Annotated in this window: 17 protein-coding genes and 1 CRISPR repeat array (1 of these 18 running past the window's edge); of the genes, 10 read left to right on the top strand and 7 right to left on the bottom strand. The window is 62.1% G+C overall.

What is annotated here, in order from left to right:
* A CRISPR array of direct repeats spans positions 1-557; the repeat unit is 36 nt; unit sequence CCCTCAATGAAAGGCCGTCCCGTAAAGGACGGCGAC; it reaches 2,962 nt to the left of the window's first position.
* 192 nt (positions 558-749) lie between these two features.
* The 6 genes from cas2 to cas7u are packed head-to-tail and all read right to left on the bottom strand — an operon-like array spanning position 750 to position 9,093.
* Positions 750-1,052 (bottom strand): CRISPR-associated endonuclease Cas2, encoded by a 303-nt coding sequence (gene cas2 / locus FPP74_RS08945; protein WP_144718076.1) that lies wholly within the window; start codon positions 1,050-1,052, stop codon positions 750-752.
* A complete protein-coding gene (cas1, locus tag FPP74_RS08940) occupies positions 1,049-2,650 on the bottom strand; it encodes a CRISPR-associated endonuclease Cas1 (RefSeq protein WP_144718074.1) in 1,602 nt (533 codons plus the stop codon). Before cas1 ends, cas2 begins: the two co-directional genes overlap by 4 nt.
* The gene (locus tag FPP74_RS08935; protein ID WP_144718072.1) at positions 2,647-3,678 is read right to left on the bottom strand and encodes a hypothetical protein; all 1,032 of its coding nucleotides are present in this window, start codon (positions 3,676-3,678) and stop codon (positions 2,647-2,649) included. Before FPP74_RS08935 ends, cas1 begins: the two co-directional genes overlap by 4 nt.
* Entirely contained in the window at positions 3,675-6,362 is a 2,688-nt protein-coding gene (cas3u, locus tag FPP74_RS08930; RefSeq protein ID WP_144718070.1) for a type I-U CRISPR-associated helicase/endonuclease Cas3, read from the bottom strand. Before cas3u ends, FPP74_RS08935 begins: the two co-directional genes overlap by 4 nt.
* Positions 6,359-7,888, bottom strand: coding sequence for a type I-U CRISPR-associated protein Csb2 (gene csb2 / locus FPP74_RS08925; protein WP_144718069.1), 1,530 nt, complete (start codon positions 7,886-7,888; stop codon positions 6,359-6,361). The genes cas3u and csb2 overlap by 4 nt, the downstream gene beginning before the upstream one ends.
* Positions 7,889-7,893: 5 nt before the next feature.
* Positions 7,894-9,093, bottom strand: a complete 1,200-nt coding sequence (gene cas7u, locus FPP74_RS08920) for a type I-U CRISPR-associated RAMP protein Csb1/Cas7u (protein WP_144718067.1) — start codon at positions 9,091-9,093, stop codon at positions 7,894-7,896.
* 299 nt (positions 9,094-9,392) lie between these two features.
* Here cas7u and FPP74_RS08915 point away from each other — a divergent pair, with 299 nt between their 5' ends.
* The 10 genes from FPP74_RS08915 (at position 9,393) to FPP74_RS08870 (ending at position 19,636) form a co-directional block, all read left to right on the top strand.
* On the top strand, positions 9,393-9,923 hold the full coding sequence (locus tag FPP74_RS08915; RefSeq protein ID WP_144718065.1) for a flavodoxin domain-containing protein: 531 nt from the start codon (positions 9,393-9,395) through the stop codon (positions 9,921-9,923).
* Between the two features lie 212 nt (positions 9,924-10,135).
* Positions 10,136-12,952 (top strand): leucine--tRNA ligase, encoded by a 2,817-nt coding sequence (leuS, locus tag FPP74_RS08910; RefSeq protein ID WP_144718063.1) that lies wholly within the window; start codon positions 10,136-10,138, stop codon positions 12,950-12,952.
* A gap of 65 nt (positions 12,953-13,017) precedes the next feature.
* The gene (locus FPP74_RS08905) at positions 13,018-14,208 is read left to right on the top strand and encodes a hypothetical protein (protein ID WP_144718061.1); all 1,191 of its coding nucleotides are present in this window, start codon (positions 13,018-13,020) and stop codon (positions 14,206-14,208) included.
* Between the two features lie 135 nt (positions 14,209-14,343).
* Entirely contained in the window at positions 14,344-15,270 is a 927-nt protein-coding gene (locus FPP74_RS08900; protein ID WP_144718059.1) for a hypothetical protein, read from the top strand.
* Between the two features lie 82 nt (positions 15,271-15,352).
* The gene (locus FPP74_RS08895) at positions 15,353-16,141 is read left to right on the top strand and encodes a hypothetical protein (protein WP_144718057.1); all 789 of its coding nucleotides are present in this window, start codon (positions 15,353-15,355) and stop codon (positions 16,139-16,141) included.
* Positions 16,131-17,642, top strand: a complete 1,512-nt coding sequence (locus FPP74_RS08890) for a hypothetical protein (RefSeq protein WP_144718055.1) — start codon at positions 16,131-16,133, stop codon at positions 17,640-17,642. The genes FPP74_RS08895 and FPP74_RS08890 overlap by 11 nt, the downstream gene beginning before the upstream one ends.
* 49 nt (positions 17,643-17,691) lie before the next feature.
* Positions 17,692-18,384, top strand: a complete 693-nt coding sequence (locus FPP74_RS08885; RefSeq protein WP_144718053.1) for a hypothetical protein — start codon at positions 17,692-17,694, stop codon at positions 18,382-18,384.
* A gap of 31 nt (positions 18,385-18,415) precedes the next feature.
* Positions 18,416-18,916: a VanZ family protein gene (locus tag FPP74_RS08880; protein ID WP_167457448.1), complete on the top strand. Its 501-nt coding sequence runs from the start codon at positions 18,416-18,418 to the stop codon at positions 18,914-18,916.
* A gap of 10 nt (positions 18,917-18,926) precedes the next feature.
* Positions 18,927-19,298: a YidH family protein gene (locus FPP74_RS08875; protein WP_095555621.1), complete on the top strand. Its 372-nt coding sequence runs from the start codon at positions 18,927-18,929 to the stop codon at positions 19,296-19,298.
* Positions 19,298-19,636, top strand: a complete 339-nt coding sequence (locus tag FPP74_RS08870) for a DUF202 domain-containing protein (protein ID WP_095555622.1) — start codon at positions 19,298-19,300, stop codon at positions 19,634-19,636. The genes FPP74_RS08875 and FPP74_RS08870 overlap by 1 nt, the downstream gene beginning before the upstream one ends.
* 7 nt (positions 19,637-19,643) lie before the next feature.
* On the opposite strand, the gene FPP74_RS08865 is transcribed toward FPP74_RS08870, so the two are convergent.
* A complete protein-coding gene (locus FPP74_RS08865) occupies positions 19,644-21,059 on the bottom strand; it encodes a hypothetical protein (protein WP_144718049.1) in 1,416 nt (471 codons plus the stop codon).
* Positions 21,060-21,094 lie beyond the last annotated feature (35 nt).

Below are 21,094 nucleotides of genomic sequence, written 5' to 3'. Positions count from 1 at the left end.
GATGCCAAGTGGCCCTCAATGAAAGGCCGTCCCGTAAAGGACGGCGACTGCGCAGAACAGCAGGCAGAACCATGTCCCGTTTCGGCCCCTCAATGAAAGGCCGTCCCGTAAAGGACGGCGACTCACCAGTTATGCGTGTCATGCGGTTCTCCTTTTTGGGCCCTCAATGAAAGGCCGTCCCGTAAAGGACGGCGACTACCTCCGCCAGAACGGGCCGGGACGTGGCATGTCCCCTCAATGAAAGGCCGTCCCGTAAAGGACGGCGACATAGGCTCACGTGCTTGCTCGCGCAGTTGATCTTCGCCCTCAATGAAAGGCCGTCCCGTAAAGGACGGCGACGCAAGGTCGCTGCGGTCGCTGACCCGGATGCCTGCTATCCCTCAATGAAAGGCCGTCCCGTAAAGGACGGCGACATTTAGCACTCCTGACCTGCTGTTTCTCAATTTCTGCGCCCTCAATGAAAGGCCGTCCCGTAAAGGACGGCGACCCTCCCCAAAGGACGCAACCGTTCTTCATTCGAGCCCTCAATGAAAGGCCGTCCCGTAAAGGACGGCGACAGGGGCTGAAAGACAGCACCCGTGAACAGGGCAAATCCAGCGCTTTGCGAGCGCGAAGACAATGCTACAGTACGTTGCGCTTTAAAAGTCATCCACTGTTGAGTTCTCGATGCTGAGCAGGCAATTCACTGCGCGAGCGCAAACCGGGTTTTGCGTGACACCGGCGTGCTCGCAACTTTGCCGCCAATTTTGCTAGAGAATCAGTGCGTCATTGTCTGTGACCTCCCGTGACTTTCCAAGATACCCAAACTTTGTTTCGCTCAGTTCAGCTACTCGGCCTAGGTCGCAGAAAAGAATGGAATCTTCGCCTGGTTCGATAATCGTGTTCAGTCGGGACTTCGCTTGTAGGAGTCGGGCGGGTGAGATGTCCACTACAAAGACGCTGTACTGCACCCGGTCTCCGAATTCTGCCAAAGTATCCGCGACGCGTGTGCGTCGACGATCATTGATGATGTCGTAGCAGATAAGAGTTCTACGTGTATCGTCCCGACTCATCGAATCTTCACTCCTTCGTAGTACGGCTGGGAGCCAGTGATCACGCCGAGTACCATCCTGGCCTGGATTTCTATTACCCGCCGCCAAGTCGCGTCGTAGCCAAAAAGAGGATGGCGAATGCTTGTCTGTACCCGCCTTTCGAAGGCTGCAATCACTTTTCTTCTTGCCTTGTCACGAAGGCGAGCAGCCCCGTTGACATAGGTGAAATCGCTAGTCTTAATCTCCCGCCGATTCACAAGGGAAAGCACTACAGAGTCAGCTAGCGGGGCTCGAAACTCCTCCATGAGATCCAGCGCAAGCGCGGGCTTGTTACGGCCGCTGCTATGCAAGAAACCGGCGTGCGGGTCTAAACCACAGCTGAGAATTGCTCGGAGCACTTCCGCCCTGAGCAACCCATAGCAGTAATTCAGCAAGATATTGAGCGGATCGCTTGCGCCACGACCATGGCGGCCTTCCCACTGCCAACCAAGAGCTTCCATTTGTGCTGGACGCAACATCGACACGAATTCATGGAAATAGCGTGCAGCGGCATCTCCTTCGATCCCAAACAACTCTGGTATATCCGCGGCTTTTGCTGCGCGCTCTGCTTCGGCATGCAGATATCTGACAGCGTCAGGTGCCTCGCCGTTCCTCCGCAGGAGAGTCGCTTGGTTCCAAATCTTCGCTTGGACCATTCCACGCGCAATCGGCAGACAACCCCGGCTACTCAAGACGTGTTGCTCCACCCGAGCTGCGCCATTGGGTCCGTCAGCCGGTTTTGAGAAACCGTAGACTCGCCCCGTCGAAGAACACCATACAACTGGCACGTTGTCCCAGAGTAGGTTTCGGTGCAAAGCGCTAGAAAGATCGATGTTGCCATGGACAACAACTCCATGAACTCGCGCGAGCGGCGCGTCTGCGAGTCGCTCACCAGATTTTTCTACGATGACTCTTCCCCTGCGAATGCTAGCGCGAGATCCCTGCACAGTGAGGTGTAGCACTTGACCATCAGGGTCAGCAGCATGGATTCGACGTCTCGCGTTCCCGCCGTGGTGCTCATCGGGTAGGCAGATAGAAAAGTGGGAGCAACGGGAGCACCGTTCATCGTCGAGAAGCGGAACAGGCGCAATCGCAGAATCAACGATCTCTCGAGTGCGCGCGATCGTCTCAGCGGCGGCTTGGCTGTCGTCGTCGGTAAGCTCCACCACGACCCGTCGACGGTGATCGGTGAAATATATCGTCTGCTCGATCACATCAAAGCCTGCATCACGCAAGCACTCGCGTTGCAGCGCCAGCTGCAGGCGATTCGCCGGGGTCACCTGCGCCTTGCGCCGAACCGGTGTTGCCTTATGCTCGACCAGTCCAACTTCGTTTCCCTCGAACACCTCGACTACGTCAGCTTTACCAACGATGCCGAGACGCTCTGAACGCAAGGGATAAGACGTCAAACGGTGCGTGCGTGAGTGAGCTACGGTATCGACCGCTTCGTGAGCATTATCCCCAGCCTGCATTTGATACGTCAACGTTGACTCGCCATTTGCCTCCAGCCAGGCCCTTCGCTCGCAAAACACTGTATGAAGGACGAGGCTAATTGGCAGAAAATCTTCTTCCCGTGTCACAACAGACGGACCTTTCCTCTTTCGAAATACCTCTCTGGCGCTTGCTCGCTACCTATGCGTTGGACACGAAAAACGGCTGCAGCGGGTACGTTGAACTGCTGAAGTGCAGTAACTGCGCTGTCATGCAGCAAATTCTCCGGAGTTCGACCGATTTCTTTGGCACCTAAGTCGTTGACCACGGACGCCCACTCCTGAGAAAGCACGATGCCCTCGAATCTCTCGGGGGTAAGAGGGGCGATCGGCACTGGAAGCACGGCCACCTTCGTGTGCAGTGCTGTGTCCGGATACGCACATGGAGTGAGCGCCATGAGCTGTGCTCTGGCACTCACCGGGAATTGACCGATGCCGATGAGCGCTGCAAACGCAAGAGCCAAGTCTGTACGCGTCGGGGGAGTAAAGCCCGAAGGCGTCCTGGAAGCATCTTCGCCGAAAGGATCTTCAACGCGCTGGCCTGCTAACCCAGCAAGAATGTCTTCGGTATCCCAATCGCTGAGAGCCTCGACATATTTGAAGAGCTTCTGTGAGACAAACTCTTCACCACGATTGCGGGTCTTCATTTCCCACCGGGAAGCACCGTGATCAGGGCGAGGGTCTTTTCCTACGAACCTCCAGTAGGCGGCTTCGCCTAAGGATTGAATGAGCTGCAGCGCCAATTGGTCATTCTCGGCGCACAGTTTATCGAGAGCAGCGGTACGTGCTTGCTGGTGTTTAGACCAATCACCTGGGTTCTTGCGCGGATCAATCCGCATGAATCTGGGGCTGAACGGGGAAAACTCTCCTCCTGCATAGTGGACTCGGATGCTCGTCCACCCCTGGAACCAAGACCGGCTTAGGCGCTTCATCGCTACGGCGATGTCCTCAGGAGCAATGTCCTCTGTTTCCAGGACACCTCGAGGCGTTGGTTCGTTGTTCCAATGTGTGGTGACTAAACCGTCACTCAGCGACCGTGCGAGGAGACTAAGCCCAGCAAGGGCGAAATGAGATAATCCGGAATAAACATTCCCTGCGACTAAGAGACTGTGTTTCATCGTCCTTCTCCTGAAATCTGCGTGTCCGCTGCGCGCTCGAGCGCCTCAAAAGCGGCGAGGGCGTAGACACCGTATTCCCTCGTGAGCTTGCGTACTTGGCTTTCCCATTGGCCCTGTGTGAACAACTTGTGCGCGGTTGCGGATTCAGCAAGGAGCTCTTCTCCAACTTGAGGGAATAAGTCGCGTCCTCGGCCGTGGCTAGCGCCAACAACGTGTACAACCAGTTCATCGACGCGCTCGTCTCCTTGAAGACGAAGATCCTCAGCCATCGCTGCGGAGAGCTGTTCATGTCGCCACCCAACAGGCAAACCGCTTCCTGCTTTTGCTCGCTGGATCTCTTGTCGGCTCCGGGTGCGGCTCTTAGCCCATGGTTGCTCAAGGCCGAGGTTTCCCAGCATCTGCTGAAAGCGGGGATCACGTTTGCCTTCGTCGTGAAGCAAGCTCGCTGTAACCACCCGGTCTGCAAAGGCGGGATCGACCCCCAGGGAATCACAGATAATCCGTGCTCGCTCAGCCACGTCAGTTTGGTGCTGTGCCAGAGATGGTGGCGGGGTGTTTTTGTCTACACGGGGTGACCACTCCTGCACCGTCTCGGCATCAGTGCGCAGCGTTTGGGAATCACGGCGAAGAATCCAGGCGGCAAGGTCGCCTCGAGGATCCTCGATCGAGGATGCAGAAACTTCAATGCTCATCCCAGCTTTGGCGTCATCAGGAAAGCGGTCGTACCATAGCTCTAGAAACTCAGCTGGGGTCGTCGAGTTTGCTGTTCGGAAGAGCTCCAGGTCAAGGTCGTTCTCGTCGGGTAAGTAAACGGTAATTCCGTCCGCGGGAACTTCATCTGGCAGTTGCTCATCCTCAGCTGGAATCGTCAGCACACCCTGGGTAGTGAACGGGAGCTGATCGCTTACGATGAGAGTATCGCCGGGCTTGATCTGATTCGGCTCGTCAAGGAGCTCAATGTCGCCCGCGCGATACACCAACAGCAACGTAGACGCGTGACGTTCTTCGCTGTCTTGCCGGAGCTTGACGGCGAGTTCTCTGACGGTTGATATCACCCCAGGGAAAACTTCTTCAGCTCGAGGCGGCAAGGCCTCAAGCAGTTCTACGGTTGCTTCCTGAGTTTTCGGGAGCTGTTTGCGCAGAACTACGCCAGCGGTAGGGGCTTCCGTCTCTAGAGAGTCTCGGAGCCAGAAATCGAGCTCGATTGGGTTTGCCCGGCGCTCGGATGATTTCGCGAGTAGCTCGACATCGCGGTACTCCAAACGCTGATAGAGCAGTCGTGAGGGTGTTGTTGCAGGGGCTGGGTTCGAAGCGAGCAGCGCAGGATTCATGTCAGTGCCGTCGTCGAAAGCCGTAAGCCATTGAAAAGCACCGTGGAGATCGGCTCCTTTGTATGGCGCGAATTCTTTATTTGCTGCAGGCGGAGCAACCGGCTCAAGGATTGCTAACTCAGATGTGTCGTATCTTCCGAGGCGGTTGACACGTCCGCTGCGCTGTTGAATTGCAGTAGCGGGGGCTAGCTCGGTAACCATGTATTGGAAATCAACGTCTACTCCAACCTCAAGCGTCTGTGTTGCGACAATGACGTCAACCTGCTTGTTTCCAGCAGGAGTAAGTACGCCCGGGTGGTCTTTCTCGAGTTTTTTGAGATCAAATGGGCGCAGGCGGCCGACGAGAAGGATGTATCGTACTTTCTTCCTCTTGAGTGCGTTGGCTATTTTTAGCGCCGTATCTACATGGTTCACGATGCAACCAATCGGACCTACGCGATTGTCTTTTTCCAGCCACGCGTGAATTTGTTCGAGCGCACCGTCTACAACGCCACGGTTTGCCTTCCTGCCATTCCACTTGGAGGTTTGGACGTGTTTCAACTGCTTAGTCGCATAGAGCCTGCGTTGCAGGGCTGCGTCTCGGCTTGCGTCGACTGCATTGGGGTCTACCCCGATCACTGACAAATCTTCAGACTGGTTTGCGGGAGTTGCCGTCGTCTCGACTATTTGGAGGGCGGGGAGGCCAGTATCTGCACCAGTCAACTGAATTTCCCTAATGCGGCGTGCCGTGGTGAGTAATTGACGGTTCAAGTGCGCCTCGTCAAGCACAATTACCGAGTCGCTGGTGACCAGAGTGGTTTCCCTGGGGCGGGCGTATCTGGTCGAACCATACCCTTGGAAGAGCGCGCGTGAACCCCACATGTCTGGCGTTGAGGCAATCACAGCACAGCTCGCAAGGTCACTTACCGGCAGCGACCGTGAGCTGAGCCCGCCGCGTAATACAGATACGATGCACGGTGCGTTACCGCCTGCGGGTACCAAGCTACGCAGTGCATCCGCGACCTTGCGTACTACGTCTGGGTGGTTGCCGTTGCCAGCGATGCTTTCTAGCAGCGCCTGCTGTATCTCGAGGGCACGTTGGTACTGGTTGTCTACGAGTCCGCGTCGATTCACCACTGTGTGTAACCTGCGTGGGACTCGGGGCGCTTCTCCTGCGGCAAACAGAGCATTTGCGAATATGTGGACGTCGACAACTGAGGATTTTCCTGCACCAGTTGGGGCCGCGATTTGGTCTGGCCATCGCCCAGTACGAGCAATGTATTCGAGAAGCTCGCATTGCCATGAAAATGGGACGTGCCCGTCATTCATGGCGGCGAAAAACTCGTCGAAATCACTCAAAGTTAACTGCGTCATGACTTTTCTCCTGGGATTTCTGAAGAAGTGAGGCTGATATCCAATGGTCGGAGGAGGCCACCGCCAAGGTGCCTAGATTGGCCCAGCATGACTGCGGCCTGAGGGCCTGCGAGATCACCTAAATCGAGCACAGCGCGGTAAGGCTGCACGGGAACGTTTTCGTGCGAATGGTGCGCAAAGTCACGAACGTGTCGAGTAACTGGGTACGTGTGGAGAGCGGTGACTCCCCTGTGCGCGGCCTGATCGCGGAGATTTATATAACGCGCTGGTCCGCTACCGCTAAGAGCGAAGTCGTTCCGCCACACGTACGCTGTGGAAAGCAAAGCGGAATCGCCCAGCGACCACTCGCTGCCACTGCGACGGATTCGTCTCACCTCAGGCACGATCGGCATTTCAGTTTCCCATAGTCGGTACGTGCCGGGTTCTGGATCCGGCCAAAAGCGCGTACCTGAGCGTGTCTCATTGGAAAATTGAATACGGATCTTCCCGAGTCGCCTTGACCAAAGCTCGCGAATATCCACTGCTCGCTGGACTTGGAGAAGCTCCTCCGGTGCCGCAGCAGACGGCACGAATAATCCAAGAAGAGGACCATCCTTGTTCAGTAAGTGAGCGAGGCGTGGTGGCAGATACTGGATGGCAAGCCGATTTGGAGGCTGTTTGATCCCGTCGTTGTACTTACCGGTAATGAGGGGCGCAGCGCCGTAGCCAAGGCGAGCGATGAGCGCCTTGTGCATGCTCAGCGCCAACGCGACACGGTCGCGCTTTTCAACCTCACGATCCAGCTTAAAGAGATAGACGGTGCCCCATGGTGCGTCCTCGGGGGGAAGTTCTGCAGGCTCATACCATGACTCCGCAATGCCAATCTCGGTAGGGCGTTCACTGTGGGGGACTTGGCTTTTCTTAAACCCGTCGCGTGCCAGCGTCGGTGGCTTTGCTGCGAAGCGGGCTTTGTGGTGTGCAATCAGAGCGGCCGTACGTCCCTCTGCGGCAACTGGCCGGGCGAAAGCCTCTTTGGTGAAGCAGTTCGCAGTTGGCGATAGCCACAGGTTCGGCGTAAAGCTCTGCGCGCTTAACGTGACAACGCTATGGCTTTCCCCCAAGTAGGGCACGTCCTCAGCGAGCTGAGTAAGCGTAGCGACGATTTCCTCCGGCACGTCGTGCCACAAATACCCGTAGGAAGATTGCACTGCCACGCCATTTGAAATGGGGCGGGCGTCTACTTTCTTCCGCATGCTCGTAGAATCGAAAGTTCCGACGTCCCGGTACCCAATTCGCTGATTACCATGATTGAGGAGGCGAGTTTCCGGTTGATAGATCCCGTTTGGTGGATGTCTTTCAAGCCATTGAAGCGCGTCGAGCGATGCCTGTGAAGGCTCACCATCCTCCGAGAGGTGGCCCTGGGCTGCAGCGCTAAGAAGGGCTGCGTGCAACCGCAGGGGGGAAGGGTAAGGCTCGACAGAGCCGTCGCTTCGATGCCCGTAGTAAGTGCCCAACGGGAACGTTGCAGTCAACGCTAATTGGGGCATTTTGGTTATTCCTTATCTTCTGCGTCGTCCACCGCGCCGGCGATAATGGCAGGATTCCCGATTACTTCGCGAACCTGTCCGTGCCAATCGGCAACACCCAACTTTTCTGCGTGCTCGAGCGCTGCCTTCAGAAGAGCGTCAGCCGCATCGATGCTCAGTGGAGGCAGCTCCTGGAAATTGCCATATCGCTGATCAAGCTTGACTACAGGAGCAGAAACCTCGACGAGGTCACAGTTCGAGCGGTAGTACAGCTCCTGCTCGGCCCTGGCGATGAGTGCGAGGCCAAGGGCTGCGATGAGGGCTCTTGCGGCAACATTCTGCTCCGGGTTGTCGCCGAAGTTCAGCTGGCGGAGGGCAGTAAAGCTCATTACCCAGGAGCGGATGATACGAGAGCACGACACGCCTCCGAGGGGGTCTAGCTTCGGAGGAAGCGCTCCCACTCCCACTCCCGACCCGGAGAAGGTTTCGCCCTTCTTCGCCTTCTTGATTTTCGCAGTGATGTCATCGACCTTGTTTTTCGAAAGGTCATCCTCTTGGTCGGTGATGATTTGCTGTAACGCGGCTGGGTTAAGGTAGACCGCTGCTCCGACGGGGTCGACGCGAGCGCCGCTTCGAGCCCCCTGCTGCTCACTACCTGGACGCGTCTGGTCCGCGAGGATACCAATGGTTTCCCCGGTGATGGACCTACGTAAGCGGACCTGGTTGGTGGGGCGCGGCGAGTCCCAAGCGCCGGCGAGGAGTGCTATCGGGGCAGTGTTGAGGATGGCACGGTAGTCCCTCGGGGTTGCATTCCTCATGTCGCGGTACCAGTCGGCCTTGGTCACGGGTTTCCCGTCGTAGCTTCCGGCGCGAATGTGTCCGTCGGCGAAGCGGTGGGGGAGCTCGATGTCGGTGTAGCTTTCATTTCCATAGCGAACGAGGATGCGCGGGATGCGGGACAGCAAAGGGTCGCCGCCCTTGATGGCTTGCGAGATGGCCTGTTCTCCTCGGTTTACTGAAGAAGGAACGGTGTCGATGATGACGCTCTCTGCGGGGGCACCGTCGATGAAACGTGGTTCGTAGCCGAAGCAAGGGGTGTTGCCATCCTTGAACTTTGTGGGAGTGACTGAAGCGTGCGGACCGGCAGCGGCGGAAAGTTCAGTGACGGAGGTGAGCACCGACGCGCCGCCAGGGGTGCAGGCGTCGAGCAAATCTTGGAGTTGCATTGCAGCTCTTCCTTTCGAATGGGTGTGCGGTGTGAGGCTTGGGGCGTTCGGGCGAACGTCTAATTTGAAGCCGTGGCCAATGATCTTGGCTCGCGTACAACGGTAGCATAAGATAGCTCTAACGCTACGCGAATAGAGAGTAGGGTTAAAAATAGATGGCCATGCGGCGAAGTGCTCGGCCCTTGGCTTCGCTACGCGTAGAGAGATCCTCAATGAAAGGCCGCATGGCTAGGGCCAGACTACAGCTTCCGGCAGTAGGGTAGCTGCTAGCACTACCACATCCGTGCCACAATGTACGTATGACCATTTACTTCTCCTCCGTCTACGGTTCCACGAAGCAGTATGCCGAGGAGCTCGCGCGTCGCCTCAGCACGACCGCGCAGGAGATACTCAACCACGCTGAAGTGCCCGACACGGCAGCAGAGGGCCCCATCATCGTCCTGGCCCCAGCGCACGGCCCGATGAACGCGGCAGCCAAGTTCGTAAAGTCGCTCCCGGAAACAACGATCCAGGCCCGCCCCACCTGTGTGGTCACCGTCGGGATGACGCTAGACCATGTAGTCCGAGAGGCAGACCCCACGGCGGAACTGCTCGGCGACCGGGCGGACCAGGTACAGCGTTTCTACCTCCCGGGCCGACTGAACTACTCGGAGCTCACCACTGCGCACCTCGGCGTGATGCGCGGGATCATTGGCGCGCTCAAGTTGAAGCCGCGGAAGTCGGAAAACGAGCGCTCGATGATCGAGATGTATAAGAAGGACACCGATCGCGTCGACCTCTCGCGCCTCGACGAGATCGTGGCGTGGGCGGAAGCAGCCAAAGGCGCATAAAACAATTAAATAAGATATCGAAACAATTCGTCTACCAGCACAAACGCCAGAAACCAGGCCCTGAAACCCGTCCTATCTCTTTCCGATATCTTTTCCGGTCCGAAAATCGCGCCGAAAAGAATTCCCTGGGGAAATGCGTCGTCGGAACACGAGCGCCGGGCGTCGATAAGCAATAGTCCCTGACCGCGCAAGGCCTACTACACTGCTTAACTATGACTGACGCGACCCCGCACCGCTATTCCGCCGAGCTGGCCAACGACATTGAGCAGAAATGGCAGTCGTACTGGCGCGAGCACGGCACGTTTAACGCCCCCAACCCGGTCGGCGACCTGGCTACCGGCGAGGAGCTGCCGAAGGAGAAGCTCAACGTCCAGGACATGTTCCCGTACCCCTCGGGCGCGGGCCTGCACGTGGGCCACCCGCTGGGCTACATCGCCACGGACGTGTACGCCCGCTACAACCGCATGCTGGGCAAGAACGTCCTGCACACCCTGGGGTACGACGCGTTCGGTCTGCCCGCGGAGCAGTACGCCATCCAGACGGGCACGCACCCGCGCACGACTACGGAGAAGAACATTGAGAACATGACCCGCCAGCTGGACCAGCTGGGCCTGGGGCACGACAAGCGCCGCTCCGTGGCCACGACGGACCCGGAGTTTTACAAGTGGACGCAGTGGATCTTCCTGCAGATTTACAACGCCTGGTTCGACGAGGAGCAGCAGAAGGCGCGCCCGATCGAGGACCTGGTGCGTGACCTCATGACCGGCGCGCGCACGACCAAGGACGGCCGCAACTTCCGCGACCTCACCACGGCGGAGAAGCACAAGGCTATCGACGAATTCCGCTTGGTCTACCTCGACGACTCGATGGTCAACTGGTGCCCCGGCCTGGGTACCGTGCTGGCCAACGAGGAGGTCACGGCGGAGGGCCGCTCGGAGCGCGGCAATTTCCCGGTCTTCCGCAAGCGCCTGCGCCAGTGGATGATGCGCATCACCGCCTACTCGGACCGCCTGCTCGACGACCTTGACCTGCTGGACTGGCCGGAGAAGGTGAAGAGCATGCAGCGCAACTGGATCGGCCGTTCGCGCGGCGCGGAGGTCAACTTCGACTCCGCCGCAGGCGACATCACCGTCTTCACCACCCGCCCGGATACGCTGTTCGGCGCCTCCTTCGTCGTACTCGCCCCCGAGCATGGGCTTGTCGACGCCCTCGTGGCCGACGCCTACCCAGAAAACACCGACGAGCGCTGGACCAACGGCCAGGCCACCCCGCGCGAGGCCGTCGACGCCTACAAGCGCTCCATCGCCGCCAAGTCCGACGTTGAGCGCCAGGAGAACAAGGAAAAGACCGGCGTCTTCCTGGGCGCTTACGCCACGAACCCGGTCAGCGGCGAGCAGGTCCCCATCTTCATCGCGGACTACGTGCTCACCGGCTACGGCACGGGCGCGGTCATGGCGGTGCCGGCGCACGACGACCGCGACTACGAGTTCGCCAGCGCCTTCGGCCTGCCCATCGTCCCGGTGATCGAGGGCGACGTCTCCGAGGCCGCGTTCACCGGCGATGCAACGCACATCAACTCCGCCAACGCCGATGGTCTTGACCTGAACGGGCTGGGGAAGGCCGAGGCGATTGAAGAGGCGCTGCGGTGGATCGTCGAGAAGCACAAGGGCGCCGAGAAAATCCAGTACAAGCTGCGCGACTGGCTGTTCGCCCGCCAGCGCTACTGGGGCGAGCCCTTCCCCATCGTGTACGACGAGCACGGCCAGGCGCACTCCATCCCGGAGGACCAGCTGCCGGTCGAGCTGCCGGACGTGGAGGACTACAAGCCGGTCTCCTACGATCCGGACGACGCGGACTCCGAGCCCTCGCCGCCGCTGGCCAAGGCCAAGGACTGGGTCGAGGTGCGCATGGACCTGGGCGATGGGGAGAAGACCTACTGGCGCGACACCAACGTCATGCCGCAGTGGGCCGGTTCTTCCTGGTACCAGCTGCGCTACGTCGATCCGACCAACGAGAACGCCTTCTGCGACCTGGAGAACGAGCGCTACTGGACCGGCCCGCGCGGCGAGAACGACCCGGGCGGCGTGGACCTGTACGTCGGCGGCGTCGAGCACGCGGTGCTGCACCTGCTCTACGCCCGCTTCTGGCACAAGGTGCTCTTTGACCTGGGCTTTGTTAGCTCCAGGGAGCCGTACCGCCGCCTGTTCAACCAAGGCTACATCCAGGCCTACGCCTACACGGATTCCCGCGGCGTGTACGTCCCGGCCGCCGAGGTGGAGGAGAAGGACGGCAAGTTCTTCTTCGACGGAGCCGAAGTCAACCGCGAGTACGGCAAGATGGGCAAGTCGCTGAAGAACGCGGTCGCCCCGGACGACATCGCCACCGACTTCGGCGCGGACACCCTGCGCGTCTACGAGATGTCGATGGGCCCGCTGGACACCTCCCGCCCGTGGGCGACGAAGGACGTCGTGGGCGCGCACCGCTTCCTGCAGCGCCTGTGGCGCCTGGTGGTCAGCGAGGAGACTGGCGAGGCCAACGTCACCGACGCCGAACTTTCCGAGGACGACGCGAAGCAGCTCCACCGCACCATCGCCGGCGTGCGCGACGACTACGAGCACCTGCGCGACAACACCGTGGTGGCCAAGCTCATCGAGTACGTCAACTACCTCACCAAGGCGTACCCGCAGCAGGCCCCGCGCGCCGCGGTGACCCCGCTGGTGCAGATGGTCGCGCCGGTCGCCCCCCACATCGCCGAGGAGCTGTGGGCCAAGCTCGGCCACGCCGACACCATCACGTTCGAGCCGTTCCCCACCTTCGACGAGTCGCTGCTCACCGATGACACCGTGGAGATCCCCGTGCAGATCAACGGCAAGGTCAAGGCGCGCATCAACGTCGCCGCCGACGCCTCCAAGGAGGACATGGAACAGGCAGCGCTTGACGACGCCCGCGTGACCGAACTCACCAGCGGCAAGCAGATCATCAAGACGATCGTCGTGCCGGGCCGCATGGTCAACCTGGTGGTGAAGTAGGGAAGTCCTGACGGTCCCCTGCCGAGGCGGGCGTTATCGGTGGGGCGGCTGTTATCATCGGCCGCATGACTACACCGAACAATGGAAACACCCCGGGCGACAATAGCCCGAGCGGGGACTCCCCGTACGGCTACGAGCCGTACCCCGATAACCCGGCGGGGAGCCATCCGGAGAACACTGGCTCCTCCGCGTGGAACCCGGACAGCGCCGGCTCCGCCGGCACCACCGGTTCCGGTCAGTCCGACTTCGGCCAGAACAGCGCTGACGCCTACGGCGCGAACGGCTACGGTTCCAACGAGTACGGCTCCAACAGCTACGGCGCCAGCGGCTCCAACACGTACGGCCAGGGCGGCTTCGGCCCGAACGGGTACGAACAGTTCGATGTGAACGCCGCGGCTGGTGCCGCCGGCGCGACCGCGCTGCGCTACCACGGCCAGGAGCTCACCGACGGCACTTACGGCGACGGCGCGACCCCGCACCCGATCAATGACCCGGCCAACAACGGCTGGACGCACACCAAGGGCAACGGCAAGCTGAACATTACCGACGCGTTCTCCTGGGCCTTTAAGACCACGTTCTCCAACTGGAAGGTCTGGATCGTCCTTGGCCTCATTGCGTGTGCCTGGCAGTGGCTCACGATAATCATCCCGACCGGGGTACTCGGCATTGTCCCGTTCTTTGTGTACCCGGTGATCTTCTCTGCCGCGTTGCAGCAGACGCTGGCCCGCTCGTTTGGGTGGGGCGACATCAAGACTCCCGCGTACGGGAAGACCCTGGGTGTCCTGGCGGTCTTTTCCGCAGTTGTCACCGTCGGCTTGATCGTGTTCCTCACCATTGGCATGGTTGCCGGTTTCAGCAGCGCGGACCTCAACGCATTGCCAGAGAACCCGTCGAGCCCGGAGGACTTCGAGGCGCTGCTTCCCCTGCTCGGCCCGCTCCTCGGCTCCATGGGCCTGCTCATGCTCATCGCATGGTTCGTATCTCCGTTCCTCATGATGACCGTGTGGTACGCCTCTGAGAACAACGGCTCCTTCGGTCAGGCGTTTAGCAAGGGCTTTGCCGACGGCAAGCGAAACTACCTGCCGCTGCTGGGGCTGGCTGTGCTTGCTGGCCTGCTCAGCTTCGTGGGCTACGTCCTTGCGTTCCTCGGCATGATCATTGCCACCCCGGTCGTGCTCCTCGCGCAGGCGCACGCGTACCGCCAGATCTCTGGCGGCCCGGTCCCGGTGGAGGACGAGTTCCCGGCGCAACTCTAAGCGTTTAACCCCGCACCGCCCCGCGCAGCCCACCCGGCTGCGTGGGGCGTTCGCTATGTATCACTCACATTGCATTGTGACACAACGCTCACTTTCTGGTCGCGCAATGGTCCGCACCTTGTTACGCTCCGAACTATGACGAGACCGGAACCCCCGTACGGCCCCGATAACAACCCAGCGTTCCACGGCTACGACCAGTACCCCGCGACCGGTTCGAACGCACCGCAGCCCAGCATCCTCTCCCATTCCGTGAACGCCATGAAGTTCCACGGCAAGCGGCTTATCGACGACACCTTTGGCGACGGCCGCACCGCGCACCCCATCAACGCCCCTGAGCGCAACGGGTGGATCCACATGAAAGGCACCGGCAAGCTCAATATCGGCGAGGCGCTCACCTGGGGCGTGAACACCACGTTCTCCCGCTGGAAGTTCTGGATTCCGTGCGGGCTCGGGCTGCTGTTGGCCTTGTTGGTTGGCCTGATCCCGTTCGTCGGGGGGCTAGTCATAGCCGCCTTGTACCCGCTCTGCATCTCCTTGGGGCTGAAGCAGACGCTGGTGTACAAGAACGAGACATCGGAGCAGGGCACATCCACCTTCTGGGTGACACTCGGCATGTATATGCTGACCGGGATCATGTCGCTTGGCGCCCTCGCGCTGATCGTCGCCATTGCTGAGCTGCTGCGCCTGGCCACTGGCAATCCTGCGCCTCCTCTACCTGCGGGGTACCCGGTTGTGGAACCGGAGTTGACCCCCTTTGATTACGTCGCCTTCTTCTTGTTCTTGGCCACCCTGCCGTTCTTCTGTCTGCAGGTCTGGTACGCGGCGGACAACGGCGCCGATTTCGGCGGCTGCATCGTCAGGGGGTTCAAGGCGGCGCAGCGCAACTACCTGCCGTTGCTGGGGCTCATCGTGGTCTCGTTCCTCATCTTTGTCCTCGGCGCGGTAGTGGTGGGCGTCGGCCTCATCGTCGCGGTGCCCGTCGTCATCCTCACCTGGGCGCATGCCTACCGGCAGATCTCGGGTGGCCCGGTGCCGTCGAAAAGCACGCTCTCTGTACGCTAACGGTGCGCTAGCGGCAAAGGGCTGAGGTCACGGATTGGTATCGATCCCAAACATTTCCCCAATCGCTGCTAGTCTCAGGCGCATGAGCACCCCGAATGGTGGGCAGAGTCCGTACGCGGAACACAGCACCCCGCCGCCGATGCAGCCCGCGGACGGGCTGCGCCTCCTGCCCGCCTACGCGTGGGCGGTGCGCGCCTGGGTAACCAACCTGATCATCTGGGGTCCGCTGAGCCTCATCTGCTTCATCGGGTTGTCAACGCGGTTTTGGCAAACGTTCGCTCTCCTGGTGGTGCCGGTGTTGATTTCGCTCGCGATGCAGCAAACCGCGGTGCGGCGCCTCAAGCTCGATGAGATCAGCCTGCCCGGCTTTGCCAACCTCCTGGTCCTCGCGTTCCTCTTCGGGCTCTTTGTCGGCGGTTTCGCCATCACCTTGTTCTTCGTGTTCCTTGGCGCGTCGATGTGGAGGTTCGACCCGAGCGGGCTTACGCCGGAACAGCCCTGGTACGAGGCCGGCACGACATACGTCTTGCTCGGCGGCGTACTCATCTTCACTGCGGCGACAGCCTTCGTCGCGTTCGTCCCGTTCGCCGCGGCGGACGGCCGCACCAGCTTCGGCTCCGCGGTCACACTGGGCCTACGCGCGTCGGTGCGGAACTGGTTCAAGGTATTTCTCGCGGTCGCCGCCCCCTACGCCTTGATGATCGTGGCGGTGTGGAATGATCTCACCATGTTCCCCGGCTCCAGGTACCTCACCTGCGGCCTCGCCGCGCTCGTCTTCCCGCTCCTGTTCCTCGCCCTCGCACACGGGTACCGCCAGGTCACCGAGGGCTTCCCGCTTATCGACGCCACCGCCAACCCCCATGACCGCTAACCCCAAAACCATCAACGCCCGCGCCGCCTTCGAGTGGTCGATCCGCACCGTGCTGAACAACTGGGCGATATGGGTGCCGCTCACGCTCGTCACCTTCCTCGTGTGGGTCGTCCTGTGGGTCCTGCTGCAGTTTTACGGCCACCTGATCGTGTTCGTGCTGGCGTCGGCCCTGTTTGCCATCGTCGCGCTGCAGCAGACGCAGCACCCCCGGCTGCGCCTGACCGAGCTGGAGTTCCCCCGCGCCTTCCAGACGCTCGGCGCGACGGCGGTGGTGGAACTCATCGGCTTCCTGTGCTTCGCCCTCTGGCTGGGTATTGCGGCCCCCTCCTTCGCCGCGTTGGTGGACCCGTACGGCGAGCGACCACACACCCCGCTCTACGCTGACCCGGCCGCCTGGTTTATCCTCGGCGGATTCGTGGCCTTTGTTGTGCTTGCGCCCCTGTGCAGCTTCCTGCCTCTCGCCGCCGCTGACGGCTACGGCCTGCTGGCCGCGACGAAGCGCGCCGCCGCGAACTGGCTGCGCCTCATGGCCCTCGAGGCTCTGTCGCTGCTCACCCTGCTCGCAGGTGCGGTCTGCATCGGCGTCGGGTTGCTGGTGGCGGTGCCGATCGTCGTGTGTGCGCTCGCCCACGCGTACTGCCAGGCCGTAGGTCGCCCCGTGGCGGAGGAGCCCACAGGACCAACAGAGCCCACAGAGCCCGAAAAACCCACACCCGCCCCCACACCAGCCCCCGGCGAAAACCCGTACGCCCAGGCCAGCAACACGTACCTCGACCCGCAGGCCTGGCCTACCGAGCCCGGCACCGGGCGGGTCCGGGTGGGCCGCGCGTTCTCCTGGGCGTGGGCCGCGTTCACCGGAAACTGGGCCACGTGCGTGCAGCTGACGTTCGCGTTCCTCGTCATCAGTGTCGTGGCTGGCAACCCGCTGCTTTTCATCGTTGCGCTGTTCCTCTTCCCCGCCGTGTGGTTTGTCGTGGTGGTCCCGTTTGCCGTGTCGGCGGCGCTGCGGCAGACGGACCGCATCACGTTCTCGATCGGGGAGGCGAAGCCCCTGCACTTCGCGCAGACCGTGGTGGTCGGGCTGTTCGCCGCCGCGATTTCGTGGCCAGTGCCCTCCGCCGTGCGCTGGGCGCTTCACCAGACGTTGCCGTGGGACGTGCCGGAGGGGACGCCGATGGGTCCCATCATGCTGGGCATCGGTTTGCTGTGCTACCTTGCCGTATCGCCGCTGTGGGCGCTCATGCCGTTCTTCGCGGCGGACGGCAGCGGGATCGGCCAGGCGATCGGCCGCGGGTTCCGGCGCGGCGTGCGCAACTATTTCCCGCTGCTCGCCCTTGCGCTGGCGTGCACGGTCCTCAACATTCTCGGTGCCGCGGTTCTTGGCCTGGGCATTTTGGTGACGATCCCGCTCTCACTGCTGGCGTACGCCCACGCGTACCGGGAGGCGTCGCGGGGACCGGTTCCCGTCGATAAGCACAGCACATACCGCGGCAGAAATTAATAGGGGACGTACCCGTGCAAACCCTGGGAACTTTGGTAGCGTGCGGTGTATGCAGGAGGAACATTCACGCGCGGGCACGGTCCGCATCCGCCCGGCGCTGACGTGGGGGTGGGCGGCAGCGACGTCCAACTGGCGGCTCTGGGTCCCATGTACCGCCGTCGCGCTGCTCATCACGGCGGCCAGCCTCGCGCTGTGTTACTACGTCACGCCGCTGGTCGTCGCTGCGCTCGTGATCCCCTTTGCCACGGTCACGGCGCTGCGCCAGACCCGCGAGCGCGCCCCTCGCCTGCGGAAGATGACCACCCTCTTGTACAAGGAGACGCTGCTCACCGCGCTCCTCGTCGTCTTCGCGTTCGTCGCCTGCTTCACGCTCTGGTCCACGGCCGTGGCGTTCTCCGGCAGGGCGGACGGCTTCTTCCCGTCCGGGGCCTTGTGGCTGGGCTGCGGCGCGATCGTCCTGCTCAACGTGCTCGCGCCGTGGCTGACGCAGATCATCTACTACTCTGCAAGCGGCATGACCATGTGGGACGCCACCCGGCCCGGCATCGTCGCGGGCTCGCGCAACTACGCCCCGCTGCTGGGGCTGGCGGTGCTGCTCACGCTCCTCAACGCCGCGGGCGCGCTGCTCGCCGGCGTCGGCCTGCTGGTCACGCTGCCGGTGGCGCTGCTCGCGTTCGCGCACGCGTACCTGCAGGCCTCGGGCGGCCAGGTCCCCAGCAACCACGCAGCCAACCCCCAGTAGCAGGGCAATGCGGGGCGCTAGTGTTGCCCGGGTGAAAATCTCGCCCGCCCTGTACACGCTGAGCCTCACGGTCGCGGCCGCCTTCGTGCTCGCCTTCACGGTGGGCAAGGCCTACATCTCCGTCCCCGGCCTGTGGGACGCCGCCGCGCACCAGATCCAGCAGATCCGCCTCGACCCTTTCGTCTCCTTCCAGCACTACCGCGTGTGGTGGGGGCCCTGGTTCAACCTCTTTGGCAACCTCGCCCTCTTTGTCCCCGTGGGCTATATCGCCTATCGACGCTCCGTCGCCGCCACCACCTGCTTCTGCTTCCTCGCCAGCCTCACCGTCGAGTCCCTGCAATTCCTCCTCGCGGCGGGCTACAGCGACATGGACGACCTCATCTTCAACACCACCGGCGGCCTCATCGGCGCTGCCGCCGCCTCCCTGCACAAGTCGCCCACCGCGATGTGGCTGTTCAACGCCTGCGCCGTGGTCATCCTCGTGCCGTATCTTTCGCTTGGCGCGAACCAGCTGGCCGCGTTCATCGCCTAGGGTAGGGGGCATGAGTCAGGACACGCAGCGCGGTTGGTTGACGCGCCGGGTCTTCCCGGACGGCACCGAGCCGGACCCCCGCTTCACGCTTGCTAACGAGCGCACCTTCCTCGCCTGGACCCGCACCGCCCTCGCGTTTCTGGCCGGGGGCATCGCGCTCGAGGCCTTCGACCTGCCGGGGATCGACCCCGCCACGCGCTCCATCATCGCCGCCGTGATCGTGGTCATCGCGATGGCGATCTCGCTGGGCGCGGCGGTGCGCTGGGCGCGCCTCGAGCGCGCCCTGCGGCACGGCCGCCCCCTCCCGGCCCCGGCGATCGTGCCCGTCCTCGGCGTGGGCATCTTCCTCGCTGCCGTCGTCGTCCTGGTCAGTCTGACCTGATGGGGCAGCAGACGCGGCCGATCCCGCTCGCCGACCCCGGGCTGCAGGCCGAGCGCACCTCCTTGAGCTGGGGGCGCACCGCCCTGGCCATGCTCGTGTGCGCATCCGTGCTGCTGCGCTGGTCCAGCGCCTACCCGGGCGTCATCTTCACCGTCATCGTCCTGCTCACGGTGATGGGCGCGGTGACGATGCTGCTGCAGCGCCGCGCGTACCGGCGCGAGGCGATCCACCTGGCCAACGAGCGCTCGGCGCCGAACACGGTGGGCGTCGCGGCAACCACGCTGGCCATGTGCGTGCTCGGCGGGTTGGGGCTTTACGTGGTACTGGCGGCTGCGTGAGCGTCGATTAGCGAGCCCCAGGGGCAATCACCGCGAGCAACTCCTCCGTGATCACGTTGACGTCGCCCATCGCGTAGATCCCGCCCAGCACCATGAGGGTGTCCAGCGTGTGCTCCGCCATCGGTGAGGCCCCGGACGAGTCGGTGCTGCGCAGCACCTCGACGGTCTGCCGCCACACAAACGGGGAGAAGTAGTCGGCGAATACCGCGTGGATCATCGCCTCGTGGCCGGCCAGGGACGGATTGTTGAGGAACCGCTCGCCGGCCGCGGTGCGCACCAGGTTGGAGCCCTCCTGGGCCACGAGGCCGAGCTCCTCGAGCAGCACGCGACCCAGATGGACCGCCTCCCACGTGTCTTCTCGCGGCTGGGTGGGATAGACCGGCAGCCCCAGCATGCGCACGAGCTCGCGCACCACGGCGACCTTGAGGTTGCCGCGCACCGTGAGCGGTGCCTCCGGTCCGAGCACCTCCAGGTACTGCGCGAGCACCGGCGAGAACCCCTTCGGGGCGTGCATGTCCGCAGAGCGCGGGCCGGGGACCTCAGCGCGTTCCACGCCGAACGCCTCCATCGCCGCGTCGACGCCGCCCATCTCGGCGATCGTGCGATCAAAAAACTCCGAGAACGCCTCCACGAGCACCGGGTTGTCCTGCGCGTTCGGGTCCGTCTCCAGGATCTCCTGCAGGTCCGGGCGGTCGTCGAGGAACTTGTGGATCAGCTCGCGCATTGGCGTCGGCTCCGGCTCCTCCCCGAAGCCCGCCGCGAACCCCTGCTCGAAGGCGTCATCGAAGGAACCGGGGTCGAACGTATCGGCATCGAACGGCCCACCGGGGAGCCCACCCAGGTTGGTGCCCAGCTCCTCGCTGACAAAGCCCATGCGGGTGGCCACCGCCACGGGGTCGACCACGCTGAGCCGGTCCAGCATCCGCTCCGGCGTCATCACCGGCAGGTAGCTGAGCAGCAGGGGCGTGACCTCCATGTTCGGCGGCAGCCCGGCGGCCAGGTTCCGCGCCTCCTCGTGGAAGCGCGTCATCATCTCCGGCCCGTTCGCGGTCTCCACCACGTCCGGCCCCTGCGCGTGGATGAGCAGGGGAGTGGGCCCCTCCAGCTGCGACTCGCCGAGCCGCCTGACGTGCACGTTCCAGTTGGCGGCCGGGTCGTAGACGTACAGCATCGGCGGCATCTCGCCCACGGTCATGGAGGTCATGGACCGCTCCCCGGCGCCCGGGTTCTCGGCGTAGACCTCGTTGTCGCTGGAGTGCTCCCCCTCCTGGTGAATAAACAAGTGACCGGCCACCCCCGAAAACCCGAGTGATGCGTCGATAATCTGCGCCAAACGGCTCAGATCAATGTGGGACTCCACGTTGACACACCGGCTGATCTCGGGCTGGGACCCCTCCACGGTGAACAGCATTGTGATGATCATGCTCTTCACCTTACGTGGGCCGGGCCACCCTTACC

This window comes from Corynebacterium sp. NML180780, from assembly GCF_007786415.1.
Taxonomy (GTDB): Bacteria; Actinomycetota; Actinomycetes; order Mycobacteriales; family Mycobacteriaceae; genus Corynebacterium; species Corynebacterium gottingense.
The sequence above is the reverse complement of the archived record's forward strand: the minus strand, read 5'-3'. Positions and strand labels throughout refer to the sequence as shown.

Excerpts from the sequence above, each read along its gene's own strand:
- leuS (WP_144718063.1), top strand. The coding sequence starts at position 10,136 with ATGACTGACGCGACCCCGCACCGCTATTCCGCCGAGCTGGCCAACGAC.
- FPP74_RS08900 (WP_144718059.1), top strand. The coding sequence starts at position 14,344 with ATGACGAGACCGGAACCCCCGTACGGCCCCGATAACAACCCAGCGTTC.
- FPP74_RS08870 (WP_095555622.1), top strand. The coding sequence starts at position 19,298 with ATGGGGCAGCAGACGCGGCCGATCCCGCTCGCCGACCCCGGGCTGCAG.
- FPP74_RS08875 (WP_095555621.1), top strand. The coding sequence starts at position 18,927 with ATGAGTCAGGACACGCAGCGCGGTTGGTTGACGCGCCGGGTCTTCCCG.
- cas3u (WP_144718070.1), bottom strand. The coding sequence starts at position 6,362 with ATGACGCAGTTAACTTTGAGTGATTTCGACGAGTTTTTCGCCGCCATG.
- FPP74_RS08890 (WP_144718055.1), top strand. The coding sequence starts at position 16,131 with ATGACCGCTAACCCCAAAACCATCAACGCCCGCGCCGCCTTCGAGTGG.
- FPP74_RS08905 (WP_144718061.1), top strand. The coding sequence starts at position 13,018 with ATGACTACACCGAACAATGGAAACACCCCGGGCGACAATAGCCCGAGC.
- cas2 (WP_144718076.1), bottom strand. The coding sequence starts at position 1,052 with ATGAGTCGGGACGATACACGTAGAACTCTTATCTGCTACGACATCATC.
- FPP74_RS08885 (WP_144718053.1), top strand. The coding sequence starts at position 17,692 with ATGCAGGAGGAACATTCACGCGCGGGCACGGTCCGCATCCGCCCGGCG.
- FPP74_RS08895 (WP_144718057.1), top strand. The coding sequence starts at position 15,353 with ATGAGCACCCCGAATGGTGGGCAGAGTCCGTACGCGGAACACAGCACC.
- csb2 (WP_144718069.1), bottom strand. The coding sequence starts at position 7,888 with ATGCCCCAATTAGCGTTGACTGCAACGTTCCCGTTGGGCACTTACTAC.
- FPP74_RS08865 (WP_144718049.1), bottom strand. The coding sequence starts at position 21,059 with ATGATCATCACAATGCTGTTCACCGTGGAGGGGTCCCAGCCCGAGATC.
- cas7u (WP_144718067.1), bottom strand. The coding sequence starts at position 9,093 with ATGCAACTCCAAGATTTGCTCGACGCCTGCACCCCTGGCGGCGCGTCG.
- FPP74_RS08935 (WP_144718072.1), bottom strand. The coding sequence starts at position 3,678 with ATGAAACACAGTCTCTTAGTCGCAGGGAATGTTTATTCCGGATTATCT.
- FPP74_RS08915 (WP_144718065.1), top strand. The coding sequence starts at position 9,393 with ATGACCATTTACTTCTCCTCCGTCTACGGTTCCACGAAGCAGTATGCC.